We start from the raw sequence: 22,095 nt of genomic DNA, 5'->3' as shown, positions 1-22,095 counted from the left end.
GCCGCTCAAGAATGATTTGAGCGGCAATAAGTAGAGATTGTTATTCTTATTCGTTGTGGAGTCGAGTTAATTACACGGCAGGGTACGTTTTGTAGCGCACGCCCATCATCTGTTCCATACAGTGGACAACTTGGCAACTATAGCCAAATTCATTGTCATACCATATGTACAATATGCATCGATTATCCTGAGCAATGGTGGCAGCGCCATCCACCACACCGGCATAGCGAGAGCCGACAAGATCGCTAGACACGACTTCCGTGGAGTCGGTGTAATCAATTTGGCCTGAAAGAGGTGAGTTCAAAGCCATGTCTCTTAAATAGGCATTTAAGCTTTCTCGGTCAGTGTTTTTCTCTAAATTTAGATTAGCGACAGCCATCGAAACATTCGGAGTTGGAACACGAATAGCGTTACCTGTTAGTTTTCCTGCAAGCTCGGGCAGTGCTTTTGATACGGCTTTGGCCGCGCCTGTCGAAGTCAAAACCATATTGAGCGATGCACTACGGCCACGACGCTCACCTGAATGGAAATTATCAATCAAGTTTTGATCGTTCGTAAAAGAGTGGACGGTTTCAATATGGCCGGAAGTGATGCCGTATTTATCATTAATCGCTTTTAAAACAGGAGTGATGGCGTTGGTTGTACAACTCGCCGCTGAAATAATTGTATCTTCAGACGTGATCACACCTTCATTGACGCCAAAGACGACGTTTTTAATATTACCTTTACCCGGTGCGGTTAATAACACTTTATCGGCCCCATGACATTGTGCATGTTGGCCTAGTCCTTCGGCATCACGCCAGACGCCGGTATTGTCGACGACGAGAGCATTGTTAATACCAAATGTGGTGTAATCGACTTCTTCAGGCTTATTGGCGTAGATAAACTGAATGTAGTTTCCATTTGCAATGATGGCTTTACGCTCCTCATCGACAACGATACTACCGTTAAATTGTCCATGAACAGAGTCTCTTCGAAGCAAGCTTGCACGCTTCTCCAAGTCACCCTTTTTACCTCCTCGCACAACCACTGCGCGAAGTCGCAATGGATAACCCGGACCGCTTTTTTCAACCAGTAATCGAGTCAGTAGGCGGCCGATGCGACCAAATCCATATAACACGACATCTTTCGGCTCTGAAACAGTTTCACCATTCATTGCACCCATCAAGGACGTATGCAAGAAGTCTTTGACGCCATGTTCGTCATCTCTATTTTGCCAAAACTGATAAGCGAGCTGCCCTACATCAATACGGCATGGAGAAAGCTCCATTTCTGAAAGCGCTTTGATGATAGGAAAAGTTTGTTGAGCGGAGAGGGGAGTGCCAGTGTAATGGCGGGCTAAGCGGTGGGCCTTGATGATGTCGATGGTTGCTGCGTTTACAAGCGTTTTACCAAAGAGTAGTACTTCAACACCTTTTTGGCGATAGAGCTGACCGAGTAAGGGGGAGATGGTTTCCGCAATCGTTTGGCTAGTTTGCCAGTCTAGAAGATGTTTTTCTGGACTCATTTTTACTTAATTACCTTTCACGTTTTAAGGGGAACTCTAAAGTTGGTTAAAACAATAGAGGTATAGGGTGCTGTAATATTGTTGTAATTTTTATGTGCCGGGATTGTAATGCCTGATGTCTTATTCTGCTAGGAAAAATAAAACCAGAGATTAATGCTTAAATTCTAGGTAATTATGAGGTGTTATAAGGAAAAATGTTGTATCAATCGCCTATTGACAACTGAATTTGAAGGGACTTTTTTTGGATTAAAAAATACTCATTAGCCATATTCTTATGTAATACAGCTAACAAGCATAAATAAAGCTGTGATGAGTTGCTTATTACCAACTTAAAAAGTGAACGAAATACCCGCAGAGAAAATATCGACTTTATCTGCCAACGGTTCAAGTGGGTTTTGTGGCATGGTGAACTGCCCACTGATAATTTCTTTTTGGCCGTAGATGCGTTGCCACTCCATTTTCAAGTTGATACTTGGGGTGATGTCATACCTAACCCCTGTGAGATAGGTGTTGCTGTGGAAAGCTCGCCTTGCTTGACCATATTGGAAGTATGGTGTCCAGTTTTTGATGTTGTAGTCGACACTGGTATACCAATTGACGTGAAACTCTCGTGATACAAGAAGTTCAGATTGTAGGTGAAGCTTATCAATGTAATAACTAAAGCCAGCAGAGTAGAGCTGAAGATCGAACTCGATAGGAAGTTGGTTTAGGTACTCCTGAACAACGCTGGCATTGATGACCGATGCGTGAATCGTATTGTCACCAAAAAACAGATCAGCGGAAAAACCGTAACTTTGCTTTATTTCCAAATTAAACCACTCACCATACAAACTGCGTCGGTCGTTACTTTTTCGTGAGTAGAATGGGGTGAGGTTGAGCTGAAAGTCATCCTCAAAGGTATGGCTCCAATCAACCGCAATGCCTTCATAGTGTGTAATACCAAGGGTATTGTTATAAACCTCAGAGGGAAGTCTTAACCAAGGGTAGGCACTGGAAACAAAGTAGTATTCAGACATGATGAAAATAGGAACACGCAAACGGCCTGCTTTAATTTTGGTTTCATTTAATGAGTACTCAACGAAAGCGCGTTCTATTTCAGGCTCAGAAAAAGTGTCCTGTGGTCGTTTAACAACTTGTATAGCACTTCTTAGTTTTGGTGTGATTGCCCAGTTGAGTTGCAGTCCCATTGTGGTATCGCAGTCGAAGCACCATTCATCGGTAATATCACGATTAAATAAAACTGGGGTATTGTTATCACTTTTTGCCGCTGCGAAAGTACCAAACCCATCCAAATAGAGGGATTCCGTAAGTTGGAGTTGGGCAAAGGCACTTGGGGGGAGTGCAATTAATATGGAAAGTAAATACTTGTTCTTCATAGCCTAGCCTTTGCTTTTCAAATAATAAATAACCCGTACATCTTCCGGTACTTGCTCTTCTGGAACGTATGCAATGCCATTTGGATTGTCTTTAAGCCAAGTGACTATAAGCTCCAAATTCTCTTGTGGAATTTCGAAAGGAGCGAGTGCTTTACCTGAAAAACTCTGTCGAGCCCAGATAGCGTTCATTTGAGTGGGTGATTTATTTAAAAGGGTTTTATAAAACAACTGACGATTTTCTGAATGGTTCGGCAGGTCCATTAGTCTGGCTGGAATACCATCTAAATGTGTGACCCTGCCCCGATAAAGCATCTTTACTTGATTAGTACGCAATGGCTTAATTTCATCATTAAGAGTTATAATGACGAAATCTCGTGCCAAAATACTACAGCTAGCCAACTGCAGAAGTACAAAAATCAAAAGGTTTTTCAAAGATATTCCTTATTTTTACCGGACTGCATCCACAAAGTATTATTTTTTATCTAAGATACAAGTTTTTATTAGCTACTATTAAAGATAGGCTAGGAAACTTTTGATTCAAGGATGAATTCAAATGTTAATAACAAAAATATCTATTAAGACAAGGCTGTTAATACTCTGCTTACTGCCAGCATTGGTGATTGTTGGTTTTAGTGCAAACAGCGTTATCCATATCCAGAACAAACTTCACAGTTATACTGTAATTGATGAAAAAGCCCAATCACTCTATATGCTTTCAGAATTATCTAAGCATATCTATGACGGCTTAAATAAACGTTTGAGTGGTGAGGATGCTTCTTCTTCATTAGAAAGAAGCAAGCGTGTTATTAGTGAGTTAAAACAAACGGCGCATTCTGTCGCACATAAACACTATGGTGTTGTTGAACTGGAATCGGACATTACGTCTGGTCTAGAAGAATTGGATGACATTATTTCTGAATTATCAGAAGTGACACCTGAAGGCAGTATTGAATTAGGCCGAGTTCTTTACGAAGTTTTACAAGATATATATTCCGATATACAACGTGTTGATAGCCATAATGCTGATGTGGATATTCACAAACTTGACCTTGTTTTGAGTGATTTAAGTTGGCTGCATTATTGGATGGAGCGTGAAGCTTGGCTAGCTCAAGAAATTGTTCGACTTGATTGGACTTATTCTGAGTATTCTTCTGACTATTTTCAAATTAGCGAAAGGCAGCAGTTCTATTTAGATAAATATATTACAGGTGGTGCTAATTCTAAGCAGATTGAATTACTACTTGGGCTATTTTCTAGTAGAGATTTTAGCCAGAGTACGTATCTACGTGAACAAGTACTGAATAATCGTCAAGGAGACGCAGATTTATCAAATCTCATTCATATTATTGAAAAACGGAATTTACTTGTTGATAGACAGTTGAGCTTGTTTGCTGAAAACCTTCGTTCTGAACTAGAAATCAGCATTACAAAGAATCAGCGTTCAATGTTATTGCTTGCACTAGCGATGTGTGCGGTATTAGGAGCAATGTTTGTTTGGGGGAGTAGCACTCTCTATCGGATTAACTCCAAGTTAAGGCGCATCTTAAATACGATGAGCAGTTTAAGAAGCAAAAATGGTGTTGAGCAAATTCCGGTCGATGGAAAGGACGAGTTTACTAAGTTTGCTAAGAGTCTCAATTCAATCATCAAAGATCAAATGAATCATGAAAAGCAGTTGGTGAAAGCGAAGGAACATGCTGAAGCAGCAAACAAGGCGAAAAGTATTTTCCTAGCAAACATGTCCCACGAGATCCGAACGCCTCTCAATGGCATCATAGGTATGGCAGAAATATTGTCTGATAGCCATCTAAACAACAGCCAAAAAGAGATTCTGTCAGACATTGATGCCTCGTCTCACGCGTTATTGGTATTGATCAACGATATTCTGGATCTATCTAAAATTGAATCGGGTAATTTAACGCTGTCGAAGCACGAGGCTGATATTCGTGATGCAGTGTTTGATACCGTCAATATGATTAGCTCGAAGGCCCTTAAACAACATGTTGAGCTGCTTATTGATTTGGATCCCACATTGCCAGATCTGGTTAATATCGATGAGTTTCGTTTCAAACAAGTGTTGATGAATCTGTTAAGTAATGCAGTGAAATTTACCAATGATGGCTTTGTGTCTGTTGAGTTGCGATACCACCAAGAAGATGAACAGTCTTGGTTGACTTGCAGTGTTATTGACTCTGGGGTGGGTATTGAAAAGGACAAGCAAGAAGACATCTTCAAACCTTTTACTCAAGAAGATGGCAGTATTACTCGTCAGTTTGGCGGCACTGGACTTGGGCTGACGATCTGTCGCCAGATTGTTGGGTTGATGGGTGGAACCATTAGTGTTGATTCAACGAAAGGAATGGGGAGTTGTTTTGAGTTCACTGTACCATTAGAAACATTCAAACAGGTATGTGAGCGGCCGACATACTCATACAAAGCACTATTGGTTTCAAACAAATCAAAATATACCGACTTAATTACCTCCGAATGTGAGCGCTATGGCTTAGAAGTTACGGTTTGTTTGAATATCGCCCAAGCTTTGGAGAAAGAAAACAACTACCAAATAGTAATGTATTGTTATTCAGGACAATCGGGTAGCCGAAATGATCTGTCGCAACTGTCTCAATGCCACTCAAGAGCAGAACTCATCGCACTGCAGCATCATTTATATCTTTCGTCTGATATTGAATCGCTTGTTTCAGCCACAATGACTTTACCTATATTGGGTAAGAAATTAGGGGCGCTACTCAGAAAGATTTCGATTTCAGGAGAAATGAGCCACAAACCATACGAAACGTTGGAAGATTTTTCGTCAGAATCTCTCAATCATCGCCGAGTTCTTATCGTCGAAGACAATTTAATGAACCAGAAAATTGCCAGTTTCTTCTTAAGTAAAGCCGGTATTGATTATCAGATTGCTAGCAACGGGCAAGAAGCGATCAATATTATCGAAACCGGTAAAGAGTTTAGCGCCATTCTTATGGATTGCATGATGCCAATTATGGATGGTTTAACAGCGACTAGAAAAATACGTGAGTGGGAAGAAAACAATCAAAAGGGGCGTATGCCAATTATTGCGCTTACAGCGAGTGTCCTGCAAGAAGAGATAGACAGCTGCTTTGAGGCAGGTATGGATGCTTACCTGCCTAAGCCTTATAAATCTCAGCAGCTCTTTGATACTTTTGAAAGACTAAACGTCGCTGTTTAAATCTTCTAGCGGTAGCCAATTCACTTTAACCCCCGCTTGCAAGAACATGTCCTGACTTACTTTGATTTTCTCTCCCCAACGAGAGAGAAAATCAGGAGTCTGCTCTGGGCAATGTACGGCAGAAATACCAGTCTGGATGATCTTCGCTGCACAGTTGGGACAAGGAAAATGTGTTACCCAAATTTCACATCCGTCTAGATCTCGCTTAGCAAACAAAATGGCATTTTCTTCAGCGTGCAGCGTTTTTAAGTATTTCATTTCTCTGTTATCAGTATTTGCACTATCAGAAATACCGTGTGGATAACCATTAAAACCCACAGAAACAATTCGGTTTTGTTTAGTAATGACAGCCCCAACTTGAGTTGATGGGTCTTTACTCCAAGAGCCAACTAGTTCTGCCATTTGGTAAAAGCGTTGTGCCCACTTTGAAATCATCGACGGTTCCTCGAACAACTATCTGAATTATGTGAGAGAGATCTGACAATAATATCCTAGTTTCTACTGTCTTAGTCCAGTGAAATACGAATAGAAATGGTTAACTGAAAACTGCTCTCGGATTTAGTGTGACTAAGTTCACAATATAGAGGCGTATCTGTCAATAACAAAAGCGGCCATTTGCTCATGGTTTTGTGCGAGATCTCTCACAAGCGCGTGAGTGATAAAGGATAAAAACGATAGGATATATAGCGGAGCGTTTTTAACTTGCTGATATTTAACAATTAAATTATCTATGCAATGTTTGTTCTAAGCGTTTTTTTGATATTTTCTATTGTGACTTTGAGAGCTTTGAGTAATCTTAATGGTGTCAGCAGGACGCAGACACGGAACAGGAAAGACCCAAGGATAGGTCATCTTCAGGAAGAAGATTCGATCGTTCATGAAGAGCGATTGGCAAGGATAGCGAAGGACATTAGCTGGACGCTTGTAGCTAGGATGGTTACTCATGGAAGGTTAATGGACGCTTAAAGGACTAAGGTTATTTCTGTCAGGATGACAGAGTAGGACACCGCTTAAGGATAAGTGATGTGAGTTAGTCGGGATAGACTAACGGGCAGGATTGCTAGGGACACCGCTAGGAAGGCGATGATAAGGAAAGTGCTGAACGGACCAGCGTACTATCAAGGAATAGATGCAGGGAGCACCTATTTGTAGCCGGATTGCTGCGAGTAAGAACTAACCCCATCAAGCGAGAGCTTGGTGGGGTTTTCCTTTTTTAGGCTTTTATGGCAGTGCAAAAGCTGACGTCTGCATGACCTGTTTCAAGGTCATAACTATGGTAAAGCTCAAAACAGGGGCGGTCATCACTTTCAACCCCTTGCTCAACAACCTGAGCCATGAGCTCATCCCAAGCAATAGAATACTGACTATGGTCTGTAATTGTTTTGCGGATCACACCATATTTTCCACCAGGAAATGATTTCTTTTCGATGCCATTAATAACTTGTACGTTGTTATCGACCATCAAACAGATATCGGTACGACATTTATCTGCAGGCGTGATCTCGGGATTGTCGTGGTAGATAAAGATGCAGGTATTGCTAGCTAACCCGTTTGGGCCAGCCCATGAATACAGCCTATTGGAGGCTGGCTCGTAGTTCTCGCCATAAGGTCCTGTTACTCGCACGTACGCCAAAGTAGACGGTTCAAAATGCTGGATGTCCATAAGTTCGCTCCATTGGTTGATGTTAGAGCTAGTATAAAAATCACTTACGGTTGCTGCGTTTCCATTCTTGCGAAGTGTGTGTCCAATCTTGCTGTTTTTCAATAGTGCAGAAAAGTCTTGAATTTGCTGGCAATTACGCACTTGAGAGGGAGTTAGGTCATATTGCTGTTTGAAGGCTTTTGCAAAACTCTGAGAGCTCGAGAAACCATACTCCAAAGCTACATCTAGTATCGCTGGTTTACGGTAGAAGAGATCGTTAGCGGCACTTTCTAAGCGTAGCCGCTTCAAATAGTCGTTTAGGGTTTCCCCGATCACGGCTTTAAAAATTCGATGAAAATGGTAAGGGGATAAACAAGCCAGTTGAGCGACGCTTTCAAGGTTTAATGGTTGGTTAAAGTGTGTCTCTAAGTAGCGTATGACGGGGAGTAAGCGTTCTTGATAGTTGGTTTTCATGATGGTTAATCCCTAAGCGTTGCTTGTGTTAACTCATATCTTACATGGATTCACTGGTGGGAGGCGTAACACAGGTTATAAGCTTGCGGTTCTTCACGAATAGAAATTGAGAAAGCAGACAAAAAAAGAGCCAACAGCAAATCATGCTATTGGCTTATATAGATGTGAACAAATTGGTTCACTAACAACGTCAGTTGGCTAGGTGACCCTCGGCTTAATAAGGGTCGCTAATACTAATGCACTATATGTGCCAAGTTTTAGAGTGCTTATTTGCTGCTTTTTTGGTCAATTAACGGGTCTTAGTAGTCATTGATTTGCATTATGCAAATGCATATTGCAAATAACCACAAATTTGCTAATGACATAATGCACATTTGTTACTGAAAATACCTTCCGGGATAAATATTTTAACAAAGTTATCAATAACATCAGATGGAATAAAAGAAATAGAGCTGGGACTTCATTCGTAAGATAATACCTCGAATAACGTCAAGGAAAGCCATAAAGCCGACGGGCTTGTCCCCACTGACCCAGGCGAGACCTACAGAGCCAACGGGTAAATCATAGCCCGTTGGTTCATCTATCTTTAGACGCACAAAGTGATGTTTGTTCTGAACGTTCTTACCAGTCGTTGTTCGAACGGAAGGATCAATGCCCACCAAATTTCCCTGTGCTTCCCCAGTTGCTTCTACAATACCTTCAACTTCTGCACGGAACACTTTCCCTGGGTAAACAGAAGAAGCAAATTCAGCTGCTTGGCCCGGTTTTATGTTGCGTATTGCTTGGTGATTAACGCGCATGAGAACATACTTTTCTTCAGTGTACATTTGTAAACGTGGGACGCGAGATACGAGCTGGCCTTCGCGTAACATGAAATTGGTAACAAACCCGTCTGCAGGTGCATAGACTTTCGTACTGTCTAAATCCCATTGTGCTCTGGCTGTTTTTTCTTGGGCAGTAATAATGTCGGCTTCACGTGCTTTCACTGCTAATTGAGCTTTCTTAATGGAAAGCTTTGCTTTATCCGTATCGACGTCTTTCTTCTTCAGTTGAGACTCTGTGGTAATGACTTTTTGTTTTGCAAGCGCCACTACACTGGTTTGTTTGTCTATATCGCTAGCAGTAATTGTGTTGCTTACTACTCGATTCTGCTCTTGGTATCGTTTCAACATTTTTGATTGCAAACGATAATCCACTTTGGCAGCCTCGAGTTCACTTTTTGTTGTTTCTAAGTCTTGAAGCAATGATTCGTAGTGGCGTTTTGCGATACCAACTTCTTCCTTAGCTGTCACTAACTTGATTTCGGCTGACGCTTCAGATGTTTTTGCTTGCTTAAAAGCGATGACATAAGGTTCATCTTCCAATTCGTAAATTAATTGGCCCTTCACAATTTTTTGATTTGGCTTGATGTATATATGTTCCACTTTACCACTGACATTAACAGAGTCAGGTCTCAGCTGGATATGAGGTGATTGCACCAATGAACCACCTGACATATCCATTGGAGTAAAGTTAATTAAACCTACCCATACAAACAGTAACCAAGAAATTCCGCCAAGATACGCAAATGCCTGAGTAAACTTGTTCCACGGCATACCAACCAGTCTCAGGAGATAAATAAACAGAGACCAAACAGCTAATCCTTCTATCATTTGTTTTTCTCCTCTGGATTCATTTCTTGTTGTGGTGCGTGTCGCCATGTATCACGCAAATTGACGATGGCTTTTTCCATATCAACGAAAGCAAGGATAACGGCGAGCACCCATACCCAGTGCCAGACGAATCCAATCCATGTGAGAGCGGTGATTAACCCTAACTGATGATGCTCTTTACTGTGAGCTTTGTTTATTGGTAGTTCATGGATGCGCCAAAAGCCGTATAAGGCTGCACCGACGGTTGCGAGTAAGACAACAGTGGCAAAGACGTGTAGCACTGTGTCTGCACTTGTCCCAACAAAAGGAACACTCAAAAGACTCATTCAATACTCCGGTTCTATGTTCTGGGAGGATTGTGATCAGAATTTGAATTTTGGAAGTGTTTGTGACAGATTTAATCAAAATTCATCTTTATTTGATTGGATCTGTATTTTGAAGTCGGTCAGGTTTATTCGCTCAATTGGTATTCTGAATATTCACAATGCCGTAAGACATCGCTATCAATTATCAAGTGGGGAATTAGGGATAGCAGAGAGTGTATTCTCTAGTTCAATGACTTTGATCCCTCTTAGTGATCTAAATAAGTGGTACAGAAATCTAGAATTGGCCACTTCAGAGCCAGATATCATTCTTAAAATGTCTCGTGATATTGAGATTGGCCGTTTGGGCACTATTAGCCGTTGGCTTCTTTCTGGTTATGATCTTGCTTCGACGATTCGGCGCGTAAACTATGGTCTTAGCTGTTTACAATCTGGCGCTTTCTTGGCAGGGGCCCAGATTGGCAACCTATTAAAATGGACGTATAGCAACCCTTTCATTGAGCCGGAACAAAAAGCACATGACAGCGTCAGAGTGGCTATTTTTATGACCAAGATCCTACGTGAATACCTTGGTGAATCCTTCAACCCTCTTCGTGTGATGCTGTCAGGGTCGCGAAAAAACACCAAGGAATATGAAGCGTTTTTTGGTTGTACTGTCGTCTGGAATCACAATAAAACAGAGGTATGGTTTAACGCGGATCTACGCTTAACGACTCAACAGTCTAAGAAAATATCGAACAAGCGCTTAGCTATGAACTTCAGTGATCTAGATGATTTTCTTAACATGCCGGAACCAGAAGATGGATTGAAAGTGATTTATGAGCTTATTAATTACAGCTGCCATTATGGTTTGCCAACGGTAAAGGGGGTTGCGCAGCTCTTAGGTTGTTCTGAACAACAATTTCAACGGCGTTTGCATCAAGAAGGTTTAAATTTTACAACGGTGTGTGGGTATGTTCTCAGTAATCGAGCGATCGCATTAATGTCAAAGAATGTCCCTCTTGCAGAGGTTGCGAAAGCGCTGGGATACAGCAATGAAGCGAGTTTCAACCGTATGTTTAAGAAGCAAAGAGGGGTAACGCCGAGGCAGTATATTGAACGCTTTCATGACGTTTTTTAAATATGATGATTTTCAATCAGCTTTACTCGATGACTGCTAAGCCAAACTATAATCTGGAAAGGTTTAATATCACTTAGGTTGTGTCATATTTATTAAAAGGAGAGCAATATGTGTCGATGGCTTGCATATCATGGAACCCCCATCTACATCGATGAATTGGTGTATGAACCTGAATTCTCATTAGTACATCAAAGCCTTGAGGCGAGAAAAGCGGTAACTCGAGTGAATGCGGATGGCTTTGGTTTAGGTTGGTACACAGAGCGCGATACACCGGGTCAATTTCATGAGGTGTTGCCCGCATGGGGAGATGAAAATTTGCGTTCTTTGGCGCACCACATTCGCTCACATCGTTTTATGGCACACGTACGCTCATCTACTGGAACACAAGTTTCTCGATCAAACTGCCATCCTTTTATCTTTGAAAACTGGATGTTTCTTCATAACGGGCAAATTGGTGAGTTTGAGAAAGTAAAATATGAACTTGAGAGAAGTTTGCCTGAGTTTTTATACCTACAACGAAAAGGGACGACAGACAGCGAGTTGATATTCTTACTCATGTTGAAGCATGGATTGCAGGTGGATGCTGTCGGTGCGGTAAAGAAAACACTATCTGAGATCAGCGAGTTAACGGAACGAATGCAAGTCAGCGAACCTTTTAAGGCGTCGATTTGTCTTTCTGATGGAGAGCAGTTCTGGGCGGTAAGATACAGCTCTGATCCATACCCGCCTACCATGTTTTTAAGCCAATATCAGGAAGGTATGGTGCTAACGTCAGAGCCCTTAGATAAAGTTCACATTTGGCATGCGATAGCCCCACAGACGCTGATTCATATCCATGGAGCACAGACCATCACTATTGACCTCTAGCTACTCAGTTACACGTGCTTTGCGATCCCCAAACCATTTGGACCAAGGCAGAGATAGCAATCCAAAAATACTCAATGCATATAACATAGACCAACCAAGACAAACAAAAACAACAGTACAAAGCAGCAAAGAGCATTTTGCTAACCGTTTGTTCCAGGCACTAAGGAGACGGCATGCGGCGAGCATGGCTAATAGGTAAATCAGAACAAAGATGCTGTTGGCGAGCTTCAAAAAGAACTCCAAATCTAAACCAGAAAGCTCGCCGATAAGGCAGGAGAACAATAACACCGCGCCAACCATGAGCGTTGCATTGGCTGGTACTCCACGCAAAGATACTCGGGCGATGGCGCTAGTCGGGCGATATTCACGAGCTTGGGCCCAGACCATACGTGATAAGCTTTGGGTATACAAATTGACACTTGCAAAGCAGGCAGAAAAGCCAAGAATCGCAATTAAAGTTTTAAACCCAGAACCAAACAACAGTTCACTGAGCCAAGGAATCGAACCATTGTCGAAGCTAGCATGACCATATGCGCCAAACTTTAAAATGACAACCGAACAAATCCAGTAGGTTGCTCCTGCGATAAAACTTCCAACGATAATCGCGATAGGGAAATCTCTTTGAGGATTTTTAAATTCTTCCCCCATATGAGCGAAAGCCTCAATACCAACAAAGCACCAAAACATCACACCTAACGCAGCGCCAATTGGCCAAATATCTTCTCCTGTGAGGTGTGGCATGGTGATGTCCGATGTTGAAATGTTTCCTTTCAAAACAAAAGCAATAACAAGCGAAAAGATGGCGACAGCAATAAGAGTTTGGAGTTGACCCGAAGATTTAGCACCGAGCAGGTTTACGCCAATTAAAAGACAGACAGTTATGATCTGCGCAATGAGAGCGCCGTTTATTGGAGAGGGCAGTAATGGTTGCAAAAAGCCAGCAGCTAAGGCGACAGCAGCAGGAACACCGACCGGAATTACACTGACAAACAACCAAGCCACGCTACGTCCCAGTTTCTCATTAAACGCTAGGCGAACAAAGTGAGCGGTGCCACCGGCGTTTGGGTAACGCTTCCCTAATTGGGCGAAAGTCAGCGCGACAGGGCAAATAGCAATGAATAATAGTATCCATGCCCATAGCGACAATGAGCCAGCAATTCCCGCTGCAATTGCTGGTACCATAAATAAGCCCGTCCCCATAAGCGTGGTAGAGAGCTGCCCAATGCCTGACAAAAGTGTAATTTCTTTTTTTAGCTCGCCCATCGTTCACTCCTTGAACCACATCATTAAATAACGGTACTGACTCTATAGGGAGATAGGTTAAACGTTGTGAGAAACAAAAGCAGCCACCAATTTGGTCTATTTAGTAGTCAATATGACGGTAATAATCGACACAAGTATCAATCTGCCTGCTTTCTTCTATGTTGAATTTATGTAACATTACGCAATCCAAGCGACCTGATTTTTTAGCTCTTACTAGGGAACTCACTCCTTAATGTCTTGGAATAAAGCAGAATAAAAAGTCATTAACAGGTGACAGGAAGTTATATGGATAAATTTGATGAGCAGATTTTGAATGTACTTAAGCAGGATGCTAGGCGCTCAGTGAGTGATATTGCTCGTGATGTGAATTTGTCTCGTTCTGCCGTGACGGCTCGAATTAAAAAATTAGAACACGATGGGACAATCTTGGGTTACTCGGTGAGCGTGAAGAGCCAAGAACAAGAAATGATCTGTGCCTATCTTGCGATTAAATTTGATATGTCAGAAGCAACGCACCATTGCGAAAAATACGCAGAAAAGATCTATCAAATTGATGGAGTAAAGTGGTGCCACGCAATCAGTGGAGAAACCGATATGATGCTGTTTGTGGAAGTGCCAAGTATGTCTAGACTGAATGACATTCGCGATCAATTACAGCAAATCCCTGAACTTAGGCAGTTGATCACTCATACGGTTCTCACGGAGTTTTTCAATGTGGACAAGAAGATACGTTCACCCTTACCGCATAGAAAACAAATGGGTAGCTGTTGATGAGCAATATCAATCTCAATTTACTTCGCACGCTACAAGTGCTGCTGGATGAATGCCATGTGAGTCGCACTGCGGAACGTTTGTGCATTACACAATCTGCTGTCAGTCGTCAGTTGGGGCAGCTACGCGAGTTGTATCGGGACCCACTATTGGTCCGCGATGGCAATATCCTTAGGCCAACCCCTAGAGCGTTAACGCTGCGCAGTCGAATTGAGCCTCTTATGGGGGAAATCGACGCATTGGTTGCAGACAAACCGTTTGACCCTATGTTGTGGCAACAAGAATTTGTTTTTTCTTCAAGTGATTATGTCGCTCAATATTTGATTCCGGATGTGGCCTCGAATGTTGCAGCCATGGCGCCAAAAGTAGACTTAGCTTACCGTTTATGGGAACCCTCATTCCTCAGCCACTTTCATGACACTGGAATTCATCTTGCCTCGACCATGCTACCTGAACCTCCATCTAATTTGAGTCACTTTCAAATAGGCGAGGATGAACCTGTATGCGTAATGCATAATACGCATCCGCTGGCCAATAAGAAGACCATTCTATTGCAAGATCTGCTGGAATACAGCCACGTAAAAGTAACGGGAGGCGGAGATAAAGATTCCTTTGTTGATGTTGCATTAAAACAAGAAGGATTGAGTCGTCGTATTGCGTTGAAAGTGCCTTTCTTCACCTCTGCCGTGAACACATTGCGTCAAAGTGACTATCTAATGACGGTTCCAGAGCACATTGCCACCAACCTTGCTGAGCCCAATCAGCTTGTCATCAAATCGTTACCGATAAAGACGCCTTCTTATAAGTACTGGTTTATCTGGCACCCTAAATACGATCAAGACGAGGCACATAAATGGATGCGAACGAACATGAAGCGCATCATGGAGTCATCTCAATACTCAATCAAATGATTTGAGGTCATGAGCGCAATGATGTTTTTTGATTTCAGATCATAATGGCGGCGCTTTATGGTAACGGTAGTTACATAACAAAACGAGAAGTACTTTCATGACATTTACGGTTTGGTTGTCTCTGTTTACCATTTGTATTTTAGGCGCAATGTCTCCCGGGCCTAGCCTAGCTGTTGTGGCTAAACATAGTCTGGCAGGGAGTCGGCTCAATGGGTTAGCAACATCTTGGGCTCATGCTTTTGGCATTGGTATTTATGCTTTTATCACATTGATTGGTCTTGCTGTGCTACTGCAACAGTCGCCGATACTGTTTAAAGGAATTAGTTACTTAGGTGCGGGGTATCTCGTTTATTTAGGTATTAATGCTATCCGATCTCGAGGTGGCGTCGCCGAAAAACTCGAATCAGGCCAGTCAGTTAGTTTGCTACAATCGGCGAAAGAAGGCTTTTTGATTTCTATTTTGAGCCCCAAAATTGCCATTTTCTTTATTGCTTTATTTAGCCAATTTGTTGCGCTGGGGGCTAGCAACGTGGATAAAGCTCTGATTGTTTTAACCCCATTTGTGGTTGATGGTCTTTGGTACACATTTATTACTTTTATTCTGTCTGTCCCGACCGTCCTGGAAAAAATACGTAATCGAGCTCAACTTATCGATTGCCTTACTGGCATTATTCTCATTGCACTCGCTGTACGGGTGCTTTTCACTGTATAGCGGTTTTGAACCTTGAGTAAGGGAGCGCTTGCATATTTACTTAATGCCTTAGTGAAAATAAGTTTATTTGGCGGTACACTTTTTGGCTAAAATCTTATTAGAACTGAAAGAGAGAAAAGTATGGAAGCCGAAGTTAAGTGGATTGAAGGTTTTAAGTTTTTAGGTCAATCCCAATCCGGTCATTCGATTGTTATGGATGGTAACGGTGGTTCAACAGCTCCAAGTCCAATGGAAATGGTGTTAATGGCTGCTGGCGGTTGCAGTTCTGTTGATGTCGTTGATGGGCTAAAGGAAGCAGGGCAACTTGTTTCTTCATGTTCAGCTAAGCTAACGACGGAGCGCCGTGATACTGCGCCGCGTATTTTCACTAAGGTGAATATTCATTTTGAAGTATCTGGTGACAACCTTGATCCTGAAATTGTGGCAAAAGTAACCGCTGACTCGTTAGAGAAGTACTGCTCAGTCTGTTTGATGTTAGCAAAAGGTGTTGAAACCACCCATACATGGGAAATTGTTTAACGTTGCCTAACTGATTGACGTATAAGACATTGAAAGTTTTTATACTAGATTACAGTTAAATTGAGAATTTCGAAGCCGGGCATTATGCCCGGCTTTTTTCTATGCTTGTATTCAAGTTGATTGGATCTGAGTTGATATGGCGGCAAAGAAGCTTAAGGGAAAAATCACTGAATGGTATGGTGAAAAAGAATACGGTTATCTAACCCCTGAAACTGGTGGGATGCGAGTGAAGTTTTTGAGTGCAGATACACGCAAAATCGGCTTTAAGCCAACCATCGGTCAGGAAGTTTTATTTAGGCTCAGCCAAGATGAACAAGGTAATCACAAAGCAACCAAAATTGAGCGGATGAGGCATTTCTATGTTTCAATCATTGTTGCTGTTTGGTTTGTTATTACGCTTGCGATGTGTGTATGGTTATTCGCGTACCCCTTGGTGATTATTTATTACTATTCTTTCATCAGTCTCATTGTGATGTTTGTCTCTTGGTTAGATAAACGAGCATTACAAAAGGGAACGCCATCAACCAGTGAGGCGAGTTACTTTTTTCTGTCAATGCTCGGAGGATGGATTGCAGAATCGTTATGTCACTATTTTATGCGGCTGAAAGCGAAGAGCTTGTTTTACCGCATATTTTTCTCGTTATGTATTCTGGTACACATTGGCTTTTTACTTTGGTCGCTGTCACCGTATGCAGAGCAACCCTTACGTGCTGTCGATCAGGCGTTTTATAATCAAGTACTTAACTACTTTTAATGTTTACCACTGAATTTCAATTGGTGTGCCGGGTTTCACTAAGCCCAAGAGTTCATCCATCTCTGCATTTGAGATAGCAATACACCCATTTGTCCAATCAAAGCTTTGAACAAAGTTAACGGGTCGATCATCACCATTTTTAAATCCATGAATTTTTATGTTGCCGCCGGGATCAAGTTGGTGTCTTGCGGCAGTCGCTTTGTCCCTGAGATTTGGGTAACTAATATGGATAGAGCGATAGAAATCAGAATCCTCCATCACAAAGTCCAAATAATAACGCCCTTCAGGAGTGCGCTGATCGCCCTCGTGAGTCTTATGACCTTTAGGCTCCCCACCTAAAGCGATCCGATACTCTTTGATCACTTCATTGCCATGAAGTAGGTACATTCTTCTCTTAGACTTATCGACTTTAACTAAATCAACTGCTGCCATGCTGGTGCTGGATATCACAAGTACCAGCAGGGCAAATATTATTCTTTTCACACTTCTAACAACCTCAGTGAACGTTGGCCCGCATTGTAGAGTAAGTTCGTAACTAGTTTAAGTATGACATCTGATACAAAATTATCTGCAACAAAAGTCAATAGGGAAAATACGTCATCTGATGAAATAAATGGAAATAAGATCAAAAAAATGCCATCTAACTCAAGCTTGTAGAACTATGAAGAGAATAACTGCGAGTTGGTTAACACGGCGTACGGAATTTGTTTGATTGATTAGGGTAAGGTGCTAGTTTTTTAGTTGCATATAATAAAGAACGTCAGGCTTATAAAATGACATCCCGTGTCCTACTAAAAAATATAATGTCAGCGAGAAATCAACGGTTTCTTGCTAATTCTTTATTTCAGTTTGTTGATGAAATACTTGAGCCCAAGGCTGGTGGGGTATTTTATGAACCCAAAAACTCAGCATCACCAATACACTTATATACTATGGGTTCACCAGTAAGTTTAGATGCGTATCCTGAAACTTTCTGGACATGGGCTTCTCAATTTGACACCTCTGATGGATTGTTGCCTTTAGCAATGAATACTTGTCACTGGGACTATCAACAAACGCTAGATAGTAATACGTATGTGTTTATGCTCGATAATCACCCTGAAATGCGAACATATTTAGTGCTGGAGTCGATTAATACAGAGCTTCTTCACCAAGCGAATAAAAACCATAGTATCGATACATTGCAGTTGATTGCCTCGCGCTGGCAGTGTGTACGGGCGGAGACAGAAGCCGCGAAAGAATTTAAGAATCGAGATATCAAAGAAGCGCAGTATCTCGATGTGATTAAACAGCGTGAATCTTTTATCGACAATATGAAGCTAGTTCATAAGGTTGCCATCGATATATCGAACCCATCAAGTCTTGATGAACTGCACAAAATGGCTGTTGAAGCTATCCGTAACCAGCTTGGCTTTGACCGAGCTGTTTTTATGTTGCTGGACATTAAAAAACGTTGTTTTAGCGGTACGTACGGTACAGATGAAGAAGGCAATACTGTCAGTGAGCATCACACCCAATATGACTTGCACCAGCTTGATGAGACCTATATCAATGCCTTATTAGAAGGAAAAGAGAACCTTGTTGTTATTGATGGTGCACCTTTGTATACCGCGGGTAATGTGATTGGGCAGGGGTGGAATGGCATGTTGATCCTGCGGGATGGAGAAGAAACCATTGGCTGGATCGCGATGGATAACTACATCAACCGGGCTCCAATCAGTAACTATCAGAGACAAATGTTAGAGTCGTTTGGTTCCTTACTATCACAGATCTATATACGAAAACGTCAGGAGCAGAATGTTCGTATGCTTCATGCAAGCATGATGGAATTGTCACGCTGCATGACGGTACGAGAAGTGTGTAAAACGGCGGTGACATTTGCAACCAATCGTCTGGGCATTGATCGTCTGGCGGTTTTTTTAACCGATGCTAATTGCACGTACATGCAAGGCACTTGGGGAACAGACATTCAAGGTAACTTAGTTGATGAGTCTTACTATCGTTCGGAAACTACCGATCGTTCTATTGTGCATTTAGCGAGATCAACTCCTAACGAGGTTGCGTTTGAAGAATCAGTGCCCATCTATCACGATTTTCATATTGTTGGCTTTGGTTGGACAGCGATGACGATGCTGACAAACAATAATGGTGAACCTATTGCGTTTATTGCAGCAGATAACTTGATTAAGAGAACGCCACTCACCCAACAACTGCGGGAAGTGATCCGTATGTTTGCTTCCAATGTCACGGAGGTTTTATTGAGAACGCGAGCTCAAGAAGCCGTTCATGAACTCAATGAAAACCTTGAGCAAGAGGTCAAAGTTAGAACCAAAGAACTGCAATCAGCAAACGATAAGCTTGAACTACTGGCAAAGATGGATCCCTTGACCCGATTAGGTAACCGCAGAATGTTGGAGTCGATGCTTGAAGAGCTCTGTCATAAGCCAGGAAATAAGGAATGTTCTTATGGGCTTATCTTGATTGATATTGACCACTTTGGGCTATACAACAATGAATATGGTCATATGCAAGGTGACATCGCTTTGATGCGGGTTGGCAACATTCTGCAGCACCATACTCAATATGAAAACGAAATGTTTTGTCGTATTGGTGGTGAAGAGTTCGCGCTGCTGGTTGTTGAACAATCGGATGAACAAGTAGCGAAACTTGCAGAGTGCTTAAGAGCATGTATCGAAGAAGAAGCGATCATGCACAGTAAAAGCCCTGTATCAGAAGTTTTGACGGTTTCTGTCGGTTACGCCATTACATCCACAAGATCGAAGGATTTTAATTTTGATTTACTCTATGGTCAGGCAGATAAAGCACTCTACCAAGCAAAAGGTGCAGGTCGCAATACTGTCGCGTATTGGGAAGGTGAGTTAGTGGCATTGGAATGAGAAGTGACAAATAAATAAAAAGAAGGGCGCTTAATGAAGCGCCCTTTGTGATCATAATGAAGGCAGTTCTTTTTCAGAAGGCTTCATTTTTACGTGTTGTTTGCGTGCGGTTGTGAGCTTCTTGATGAGTCTATCTTCATTCCAAGAGGCAGTGCCGGAAGCGTACTGAGCACGCTGCATTTCAGCGACTTCTTCAGTGATTTCCTGCTTGAGCTTAGGATCTAAGCTCGGGTTTTGTTTGAGCCACAAATCAACAAAGTGTTGAGCTCGAATAAAGTCTTTGTTTTTCAATGACTGTAGCGCACTCTCAAGTGTCTCCGTTTCCAGTGGGGTACTGTTCATCTCATCTGAATTCACTGATCTTGGTGAACGTTTCAATGCATAGATTCCAGTGAGTAACCAAAGAATGGCAAATAGTGCGGTTAAGTAAGGCCAGTACCCGCTGTCCTTAACTGTGACTGTTTTAACCTCAGCGGGTTGGTTTGGCGTCGTTGCTGTTAAAGGTGTGTTGATGACTTCACCGGGAGCAATATCTAAGGCGAGCCCAGCTAATTTATTACTTTCTGCTTTCTTACTTTGGCTATTCCACCAATTGATCGTGACATCGGGAAGCGTCGTTTCTCCTTGTTTCTGTGGAATGAGCACCTGTTTTACCGTCATTCGAGTAACGCCATTATCCAATTCGGTAAATTTAGGCTTTTCGTCGTATACACGAACAGAACTTGGATAATCCAACTTGATGTTTGGGAACCGCTCGGATGCCAAACCTGCGATGTCTAATGTTATCTCACGGCTGATCGAGTCTCCCACTTTAGTTTTTAACGTTTCTACAGGGTTGATCAGGTTCCCTTCTGTATCATGCCACTGCTGTGTCAGCTGGAGCGAAGCCGTTGGTAACCAAGTGCCTTTATAGCTCTCTGGCTTTGATTCAACATTAATATCAAACTGTTTTGCTTTTGTTATCACCGGGATCAGTTTGGTGGTGCCAGTGCGATTACTGCCATATATTACGGTGCCTTTAAACGAAGGCCCGCGTAACATAAACTGCCCCGCTTGATCAGCCGTAATACGATAGGTTTGGTCTACCACAGTCACTTCCATCCCATCAAGCACACTTTGATACTGGTTTGGTTCTCCTTCAGTGTCTAATGTCATGCCATTAATGCTTGGTGGTGTGATCTGTGGGTTTTGCAGTCGTCGAGGATCGGCTTTGATGATCAGGCGGGTTTTCAAATAAGCACTTTCATTTGGGTAGAGTTGCGTCTTATCTAGGTTGGCTTGCAGCTCGATGAGATCATCTGCTTTCGGGTCGTCCTGATCAACAGTCACCTGAATAGCAATGGGTTGAGATGTTGCGCCATTCACTTCAAAGGCGGGAATGGTAGCCATGCCCAATTGATGCGCTGCAAGAGAAATATTCCATTCACTTCGCGTACTGCGATCTCCATTGATAATATTGACAGAGGAACCGAAACTTGGTCGCCCTAAATAAAATTGATTCTCTAAAGAGGTAAAGTCGATGGCGTCGGAGGAGACTTTCTCATCAACCACAACTCGCAGTTGAAACACCTCATTCTTAGATACTTTGTTTTTACTGACGGTTGCCCAAACAGTCGTGGCAAAAGCGCTTGTACTTATTAAACACATTGCTCCAAGCAATATGGCCAAGCAATATCTCATATAACGTTTCATCATCACCACTGTTTACCTGTATTCTCTGGTGGTTGTTTCTGTTGAGCCTGAAGCAATAACTGAGCACGTAGTAGGCGGCTTGGATCTCGCGCACTTTCGACTTGCTCGAGTTTTCTTAACTCAGGGTCAATCGCTTGTTGATTATCTTCTTGAGGCTGAGGAGCACCATCTTTTTGCCGAGTGTTTTCTGATGGCTGAGAATCTTGTTCCATCTCTTGAGCCGGCTTTTTGTCCGCTTTCTGTTCAGATTTGTCCTCGGCAGCGTTCTGAGAACCTGAGGTCTCTTTTGACTGTTGCTCTTGACTCGATTCCGATTGGCTCTTTTCATTTTTCTGCTGATTCTGCTGATTCTGCTGATTCTGCTGATTCTGCTGATTCTGCTGATTCTGCTGATTCTGCTGATTCTG

At 42.3% G+C, this 22,095-nt stretch carries 19 protein-coding genes and 1 pseudogene; 9 read left to right on the top strand and 11 right to left on the bottom strand.

Annotated elements, in window-relative coordinates:
* Nucleotides 1-70: 70 nt before the first annotated feature.
* From ACQEXU_RS09475 to ACQEXU_RS09465, 3 genes are all read right to left on the bottom strand, one after another.
* Nucleotides 71-1,507, bottom strand: coding sequence for a glyceraldehyde-3-phosphate dehydrogenase (locus ACQEXU_RS09475; protein WP_427010617.1), 1,437 nt, complete (start codon nucleotides 1,505-1,507; stop codon nucleotides 71-73).
* A 329-nt stretch (nucleotides 1,508-1,836) separates the two neighbouring features.
* Nucleotides 1,837-2,883, bottom strand: a complete 1,047-nt coding sequence (locus ACQEXU_RS09470; RefSeq protein ID WP_427010616.1) for a sulfate ABC transporter permease — start codon at nucleotides 2,881-2,883, stop codon at nucleotides 1,837-1,839.
* 3 nt (nucleotides 2,884-2,886) lie between these two features.
* Nucleotides 2,887-3,315 carry a hypothetical protein gene (locus tag ACQEXU_RS09465; RefSeq protein ID WP_367990128.1) on the bottom strand — a complete coding sequence of 143 codons (429 nt, stop codon included), beginning with the start codon at nucleotides 3,313-3,315 and terminating at the stop codon, nucleotides 2,887-2,889.
* A gap of 121 nt (nucleotides 3,316-3,436) precedes the next feature.
* Here ACQEXU_RS09465 and ACQEXU_RS09460 point away from each other — a divergent pair, with 121 nt between their 5' ends.
* Nucleotides 3,437-6,091: an ATP-binding protein gene (locus tag ACQEXU_RS09460; RefSeq protein ID WP_427010615.1), complete on the top strand. Its 2,655-nt coding sequence runs from the start codon at nucleotides 3,437-3,439 to the stop codon at nucleotides 6,089-6,091.
* Here the strand turns inward: ACQEXU_RS09460 and ACQEXU_RS09455 are convergent.
* The 4 genes from ACQEXU_RS09455 to ACQEXU_RS09440 all read right to left on the bottom strand — a co-directional run bounded on the left by ACQEXU_RS09455 (nucleotide 6,074) and on the right by ACQEXU_RS09440 (nucleotide 10,185).
* Nucleotides 6,074-6,526 carry a dCMP deaminase family protein gene (locus tag ACQEXU_RS09455; RefSeq protein ID WP_367990126.1) on the bottom strand — a complete coding sequence of 151 codons (453 nt, stop codon included), beginning with the start codon at nucleotides 6,524-6,526 and terminating at the stop codon, nucleotides 6,074-6,076. The two genes, ACQEXU_RS09460 and ACQEXU_RS09455, sit on opposite strands and share 18 nt — an antisense overlap.
* Nucleotides 6,527-7,304: 778 nt before the next feature.
* Nucleotides 7,305-8,207, bottom strand: a complete 903-nt coding sequence (locus tag ACQEXU_RS09450) for an AraC family transcriptional regulator (protein WP_427010614.1) — start codon at nucleotides 8,205-8,207, stop codon at nucleotides 7,305-7,307.
* Nucleotides 8,208-8,635: 428 nt separating this feature from the next.
* The gene (locus tag ACQEXU_RS09445) at nucleotides 8,636-9,859 is read right to left on the bottom strand and encodes an HlyD family secretion protein (protein WP_427010613.1); all 1,224 of its coding nucleotides are present in this window, start codon (nucleotides 9,857-9,859) and stop codon (nucleotides 8,636-8,638) included.
* Complete coding sequence (locus tag ACQEXU_RS09440) at nucleotides 9,856-10,185, bottom strand: MFS transporter (RefSeq protein ID WP_367990123.1); 330 nt, start codon at nucleotides 10,183-10,185, stop codon at nucleotides 9,856-9,858. The genes ACQEXU_RS09445 and ACQEXU_RS09440 overlap by 4 nt, the downstream gene beginning before the upstream one ends.
* Nucleotides 10,186-10,294: 109 nt before the next feature.
* On the opposite strand from ACQEXU_RS09440, the gene ACQEXU_RS09435 reads away from it, so the two are divergent.
* Together ACQEXU_RS09435 and ACQEXU_RS09430 are read left to right on the top strand one after the other, a co-directional pair.
* Entirely contained in the window at nucleotides 10,295-11,302 is a 1,008-nt protein-coding gene (locus ACQEXU_RS09435; RefSeq protein ID WP_427010612.1) for a helix-turn-helix domain-containing protein, read from the top strand.
* 108 nt (nucleotides 11,303-11,410) lie between these two features.
* A complete protein-coding gene (locus tag ACQEXU_RS09430; protein WP_427010611.1) occupies nucleotides 11,411-12,169 on the top strand; it encodes a class II glutamine amidotransferase in 759 nt (252 codons plus the stop codon).
* On the opposite strand, the gene yjeH is transcribed toward ACQEXU_RS09430, so the two are convergent.
* Nucleotides 12,170-13,432, bottom strand: coding sequence for an L-methionine/branched-chain amino acid transporter (gene yjeH, locus ACQEXU_RS09425; protein ID WP_427010610.1), 1,263 nt, complete (start codon nucleotides 13,430-13,432; stop codon nucleotides 12,170-12,172).
* 285 nt (nucleotides 13,433-13,717) lie between these two features.
* On the opposite strand from yjeH, the gene ACQEXU_RS09420 reads away from it, so the two are divergent.
* From ACQEXU_RS09420 to ACQEXU_RS09400, 5 genes are all read left to right on the top strand, one after another.
* A complete protein-coding gene (locus ACQEXU_RS09420; protein WP_427010609.1) occupies nucleotides 13,718-14,203 on the top strand; it encodes an Lrp/AsnC family transcriptional regulator in 486 nt (161 codons plus the stop codon).
* Nucleotides 14,200-15,114 (top strand): LysR family transcriptional regulator, encoded by a 915-nt coding sequence (locus ACQEXU_RS09415; RefSeq protein ID WP_427010608.1) that lies wholly within the window; start codon nucleotides 14,200-14,202, stop codon nucleotides 15,112-15,114. Before ACQEXU_RS09420 ends, ACQEXU_RS09415 begins: the two co-directional genes overlap by 4 nt.
* 97 nt (nucleotides 15,115-15,211) lie before the next feature.
* Nucleotides 15,212-15,826: a LysE family translocator gene (locus tag ACQEXU_RS09410; protein ID WP_427010607.1), complete on the top strand. Its 615-nt coding sequence runs from the start codon at nucleotides 15,212-15,214 to the stop codon at nucleotides 15,824-15,826.
* A gap of 120 nt (nucleotides 15,827-15,946) precedes the next feature.
* Nucleotides 15,947-16,345: an OsmC family protein gene (locus ACQEXU_RS09405; protein WP_367990116.1), complete on the top strand. Its 399-nt coding sequence runs from the start codon at nucleotides 15,947-15,949 to the stop codon at nucleotides 16,343-16,345.
* A gap of 136 nt (nucleotides 16,346-16,481) precedes the next feature.
* A complete protein-coding gene (locus tag ACQEXU_RS09400; RefSeq protein ID WP_427010606.1) occupies nucleotides 16,482-17,099 on the top strand; it encodes a DUF1294 domain-containing protein in 618 nt (205 codons plus the stop codon).
* Between the two features lie 3 nt (nucleotides 17,100-17,102).
* Here the strand turns inward: ACQEXU_RS09400 and ACQEXU_RS09395 are convergent, their stop codons facing one another.
* Nucleotides 17,103-17,531, bottom strand: coding sequence for a L,D-transpeptidase family protein (locus ACQEXU_RS09395; protein ID WP_367990764.1), 429 nt, complete (start codon nucleotides 17,529-17,531; stop codon nucleotides 17,103-17,105).
* Nucleotides 17,532-17,872: 341 nt separating this feature from the next.
* Here ACQEXU_RS09395 and ACQEXU_RS09390 point away from each other — a divergent pair, with 341 nt between their 5' ends.
* Complete coding sequence (locus ACQEXU_RS09390; RefSeq protein WP_427010605.1) at nucleotides 17,873-19,996, top strand: GGDEF domain-containing protein; 2,124 nt, start codon at nucleotides 17,873-17,875, stop codon at nucleotides 19,994-19,996.
* 51 nt (nucleotides 19,997-20,047) lie between these two features.
* Here the strand turns inward: ACQEXU_RS09390 and ACQEXU_RS09385 are convergent, their stop codons facing one another.
* On the bottom strand, nucleotides 20,048-21,676 hold the full coding sequence (locus tag ACQEXU_RS09385) for a BatD family protein (protein WP_427010604.1): 1,629 nt from the start codon (nucleotides 21,674-21,676) through the stop codon (nucleotides 20,048-20,050).
* 14 nt (nucleotides 21,677-21,690) lie between these two features.
* Nucleotides 21,691-22,095: pseudogene (locus tag ACQEXU_RS09380) on the bottom strand (hypothetical protein); the annotation flags it as partial.

Source organism: Vibrio sp. TRT 21S02 (assembly GCF_050113675.1).
Taxonomy (GTDB): domain Bacteria; phylum Pseudomonadota; class Gammaproteobacteria; order Enterobacterales; family Vibrionaceae; genus Vibrio.
Note: the sequence above shows the minus strand (reverse complement) of the source record. Positions and strands in the feature narration are given on the sequence as shown.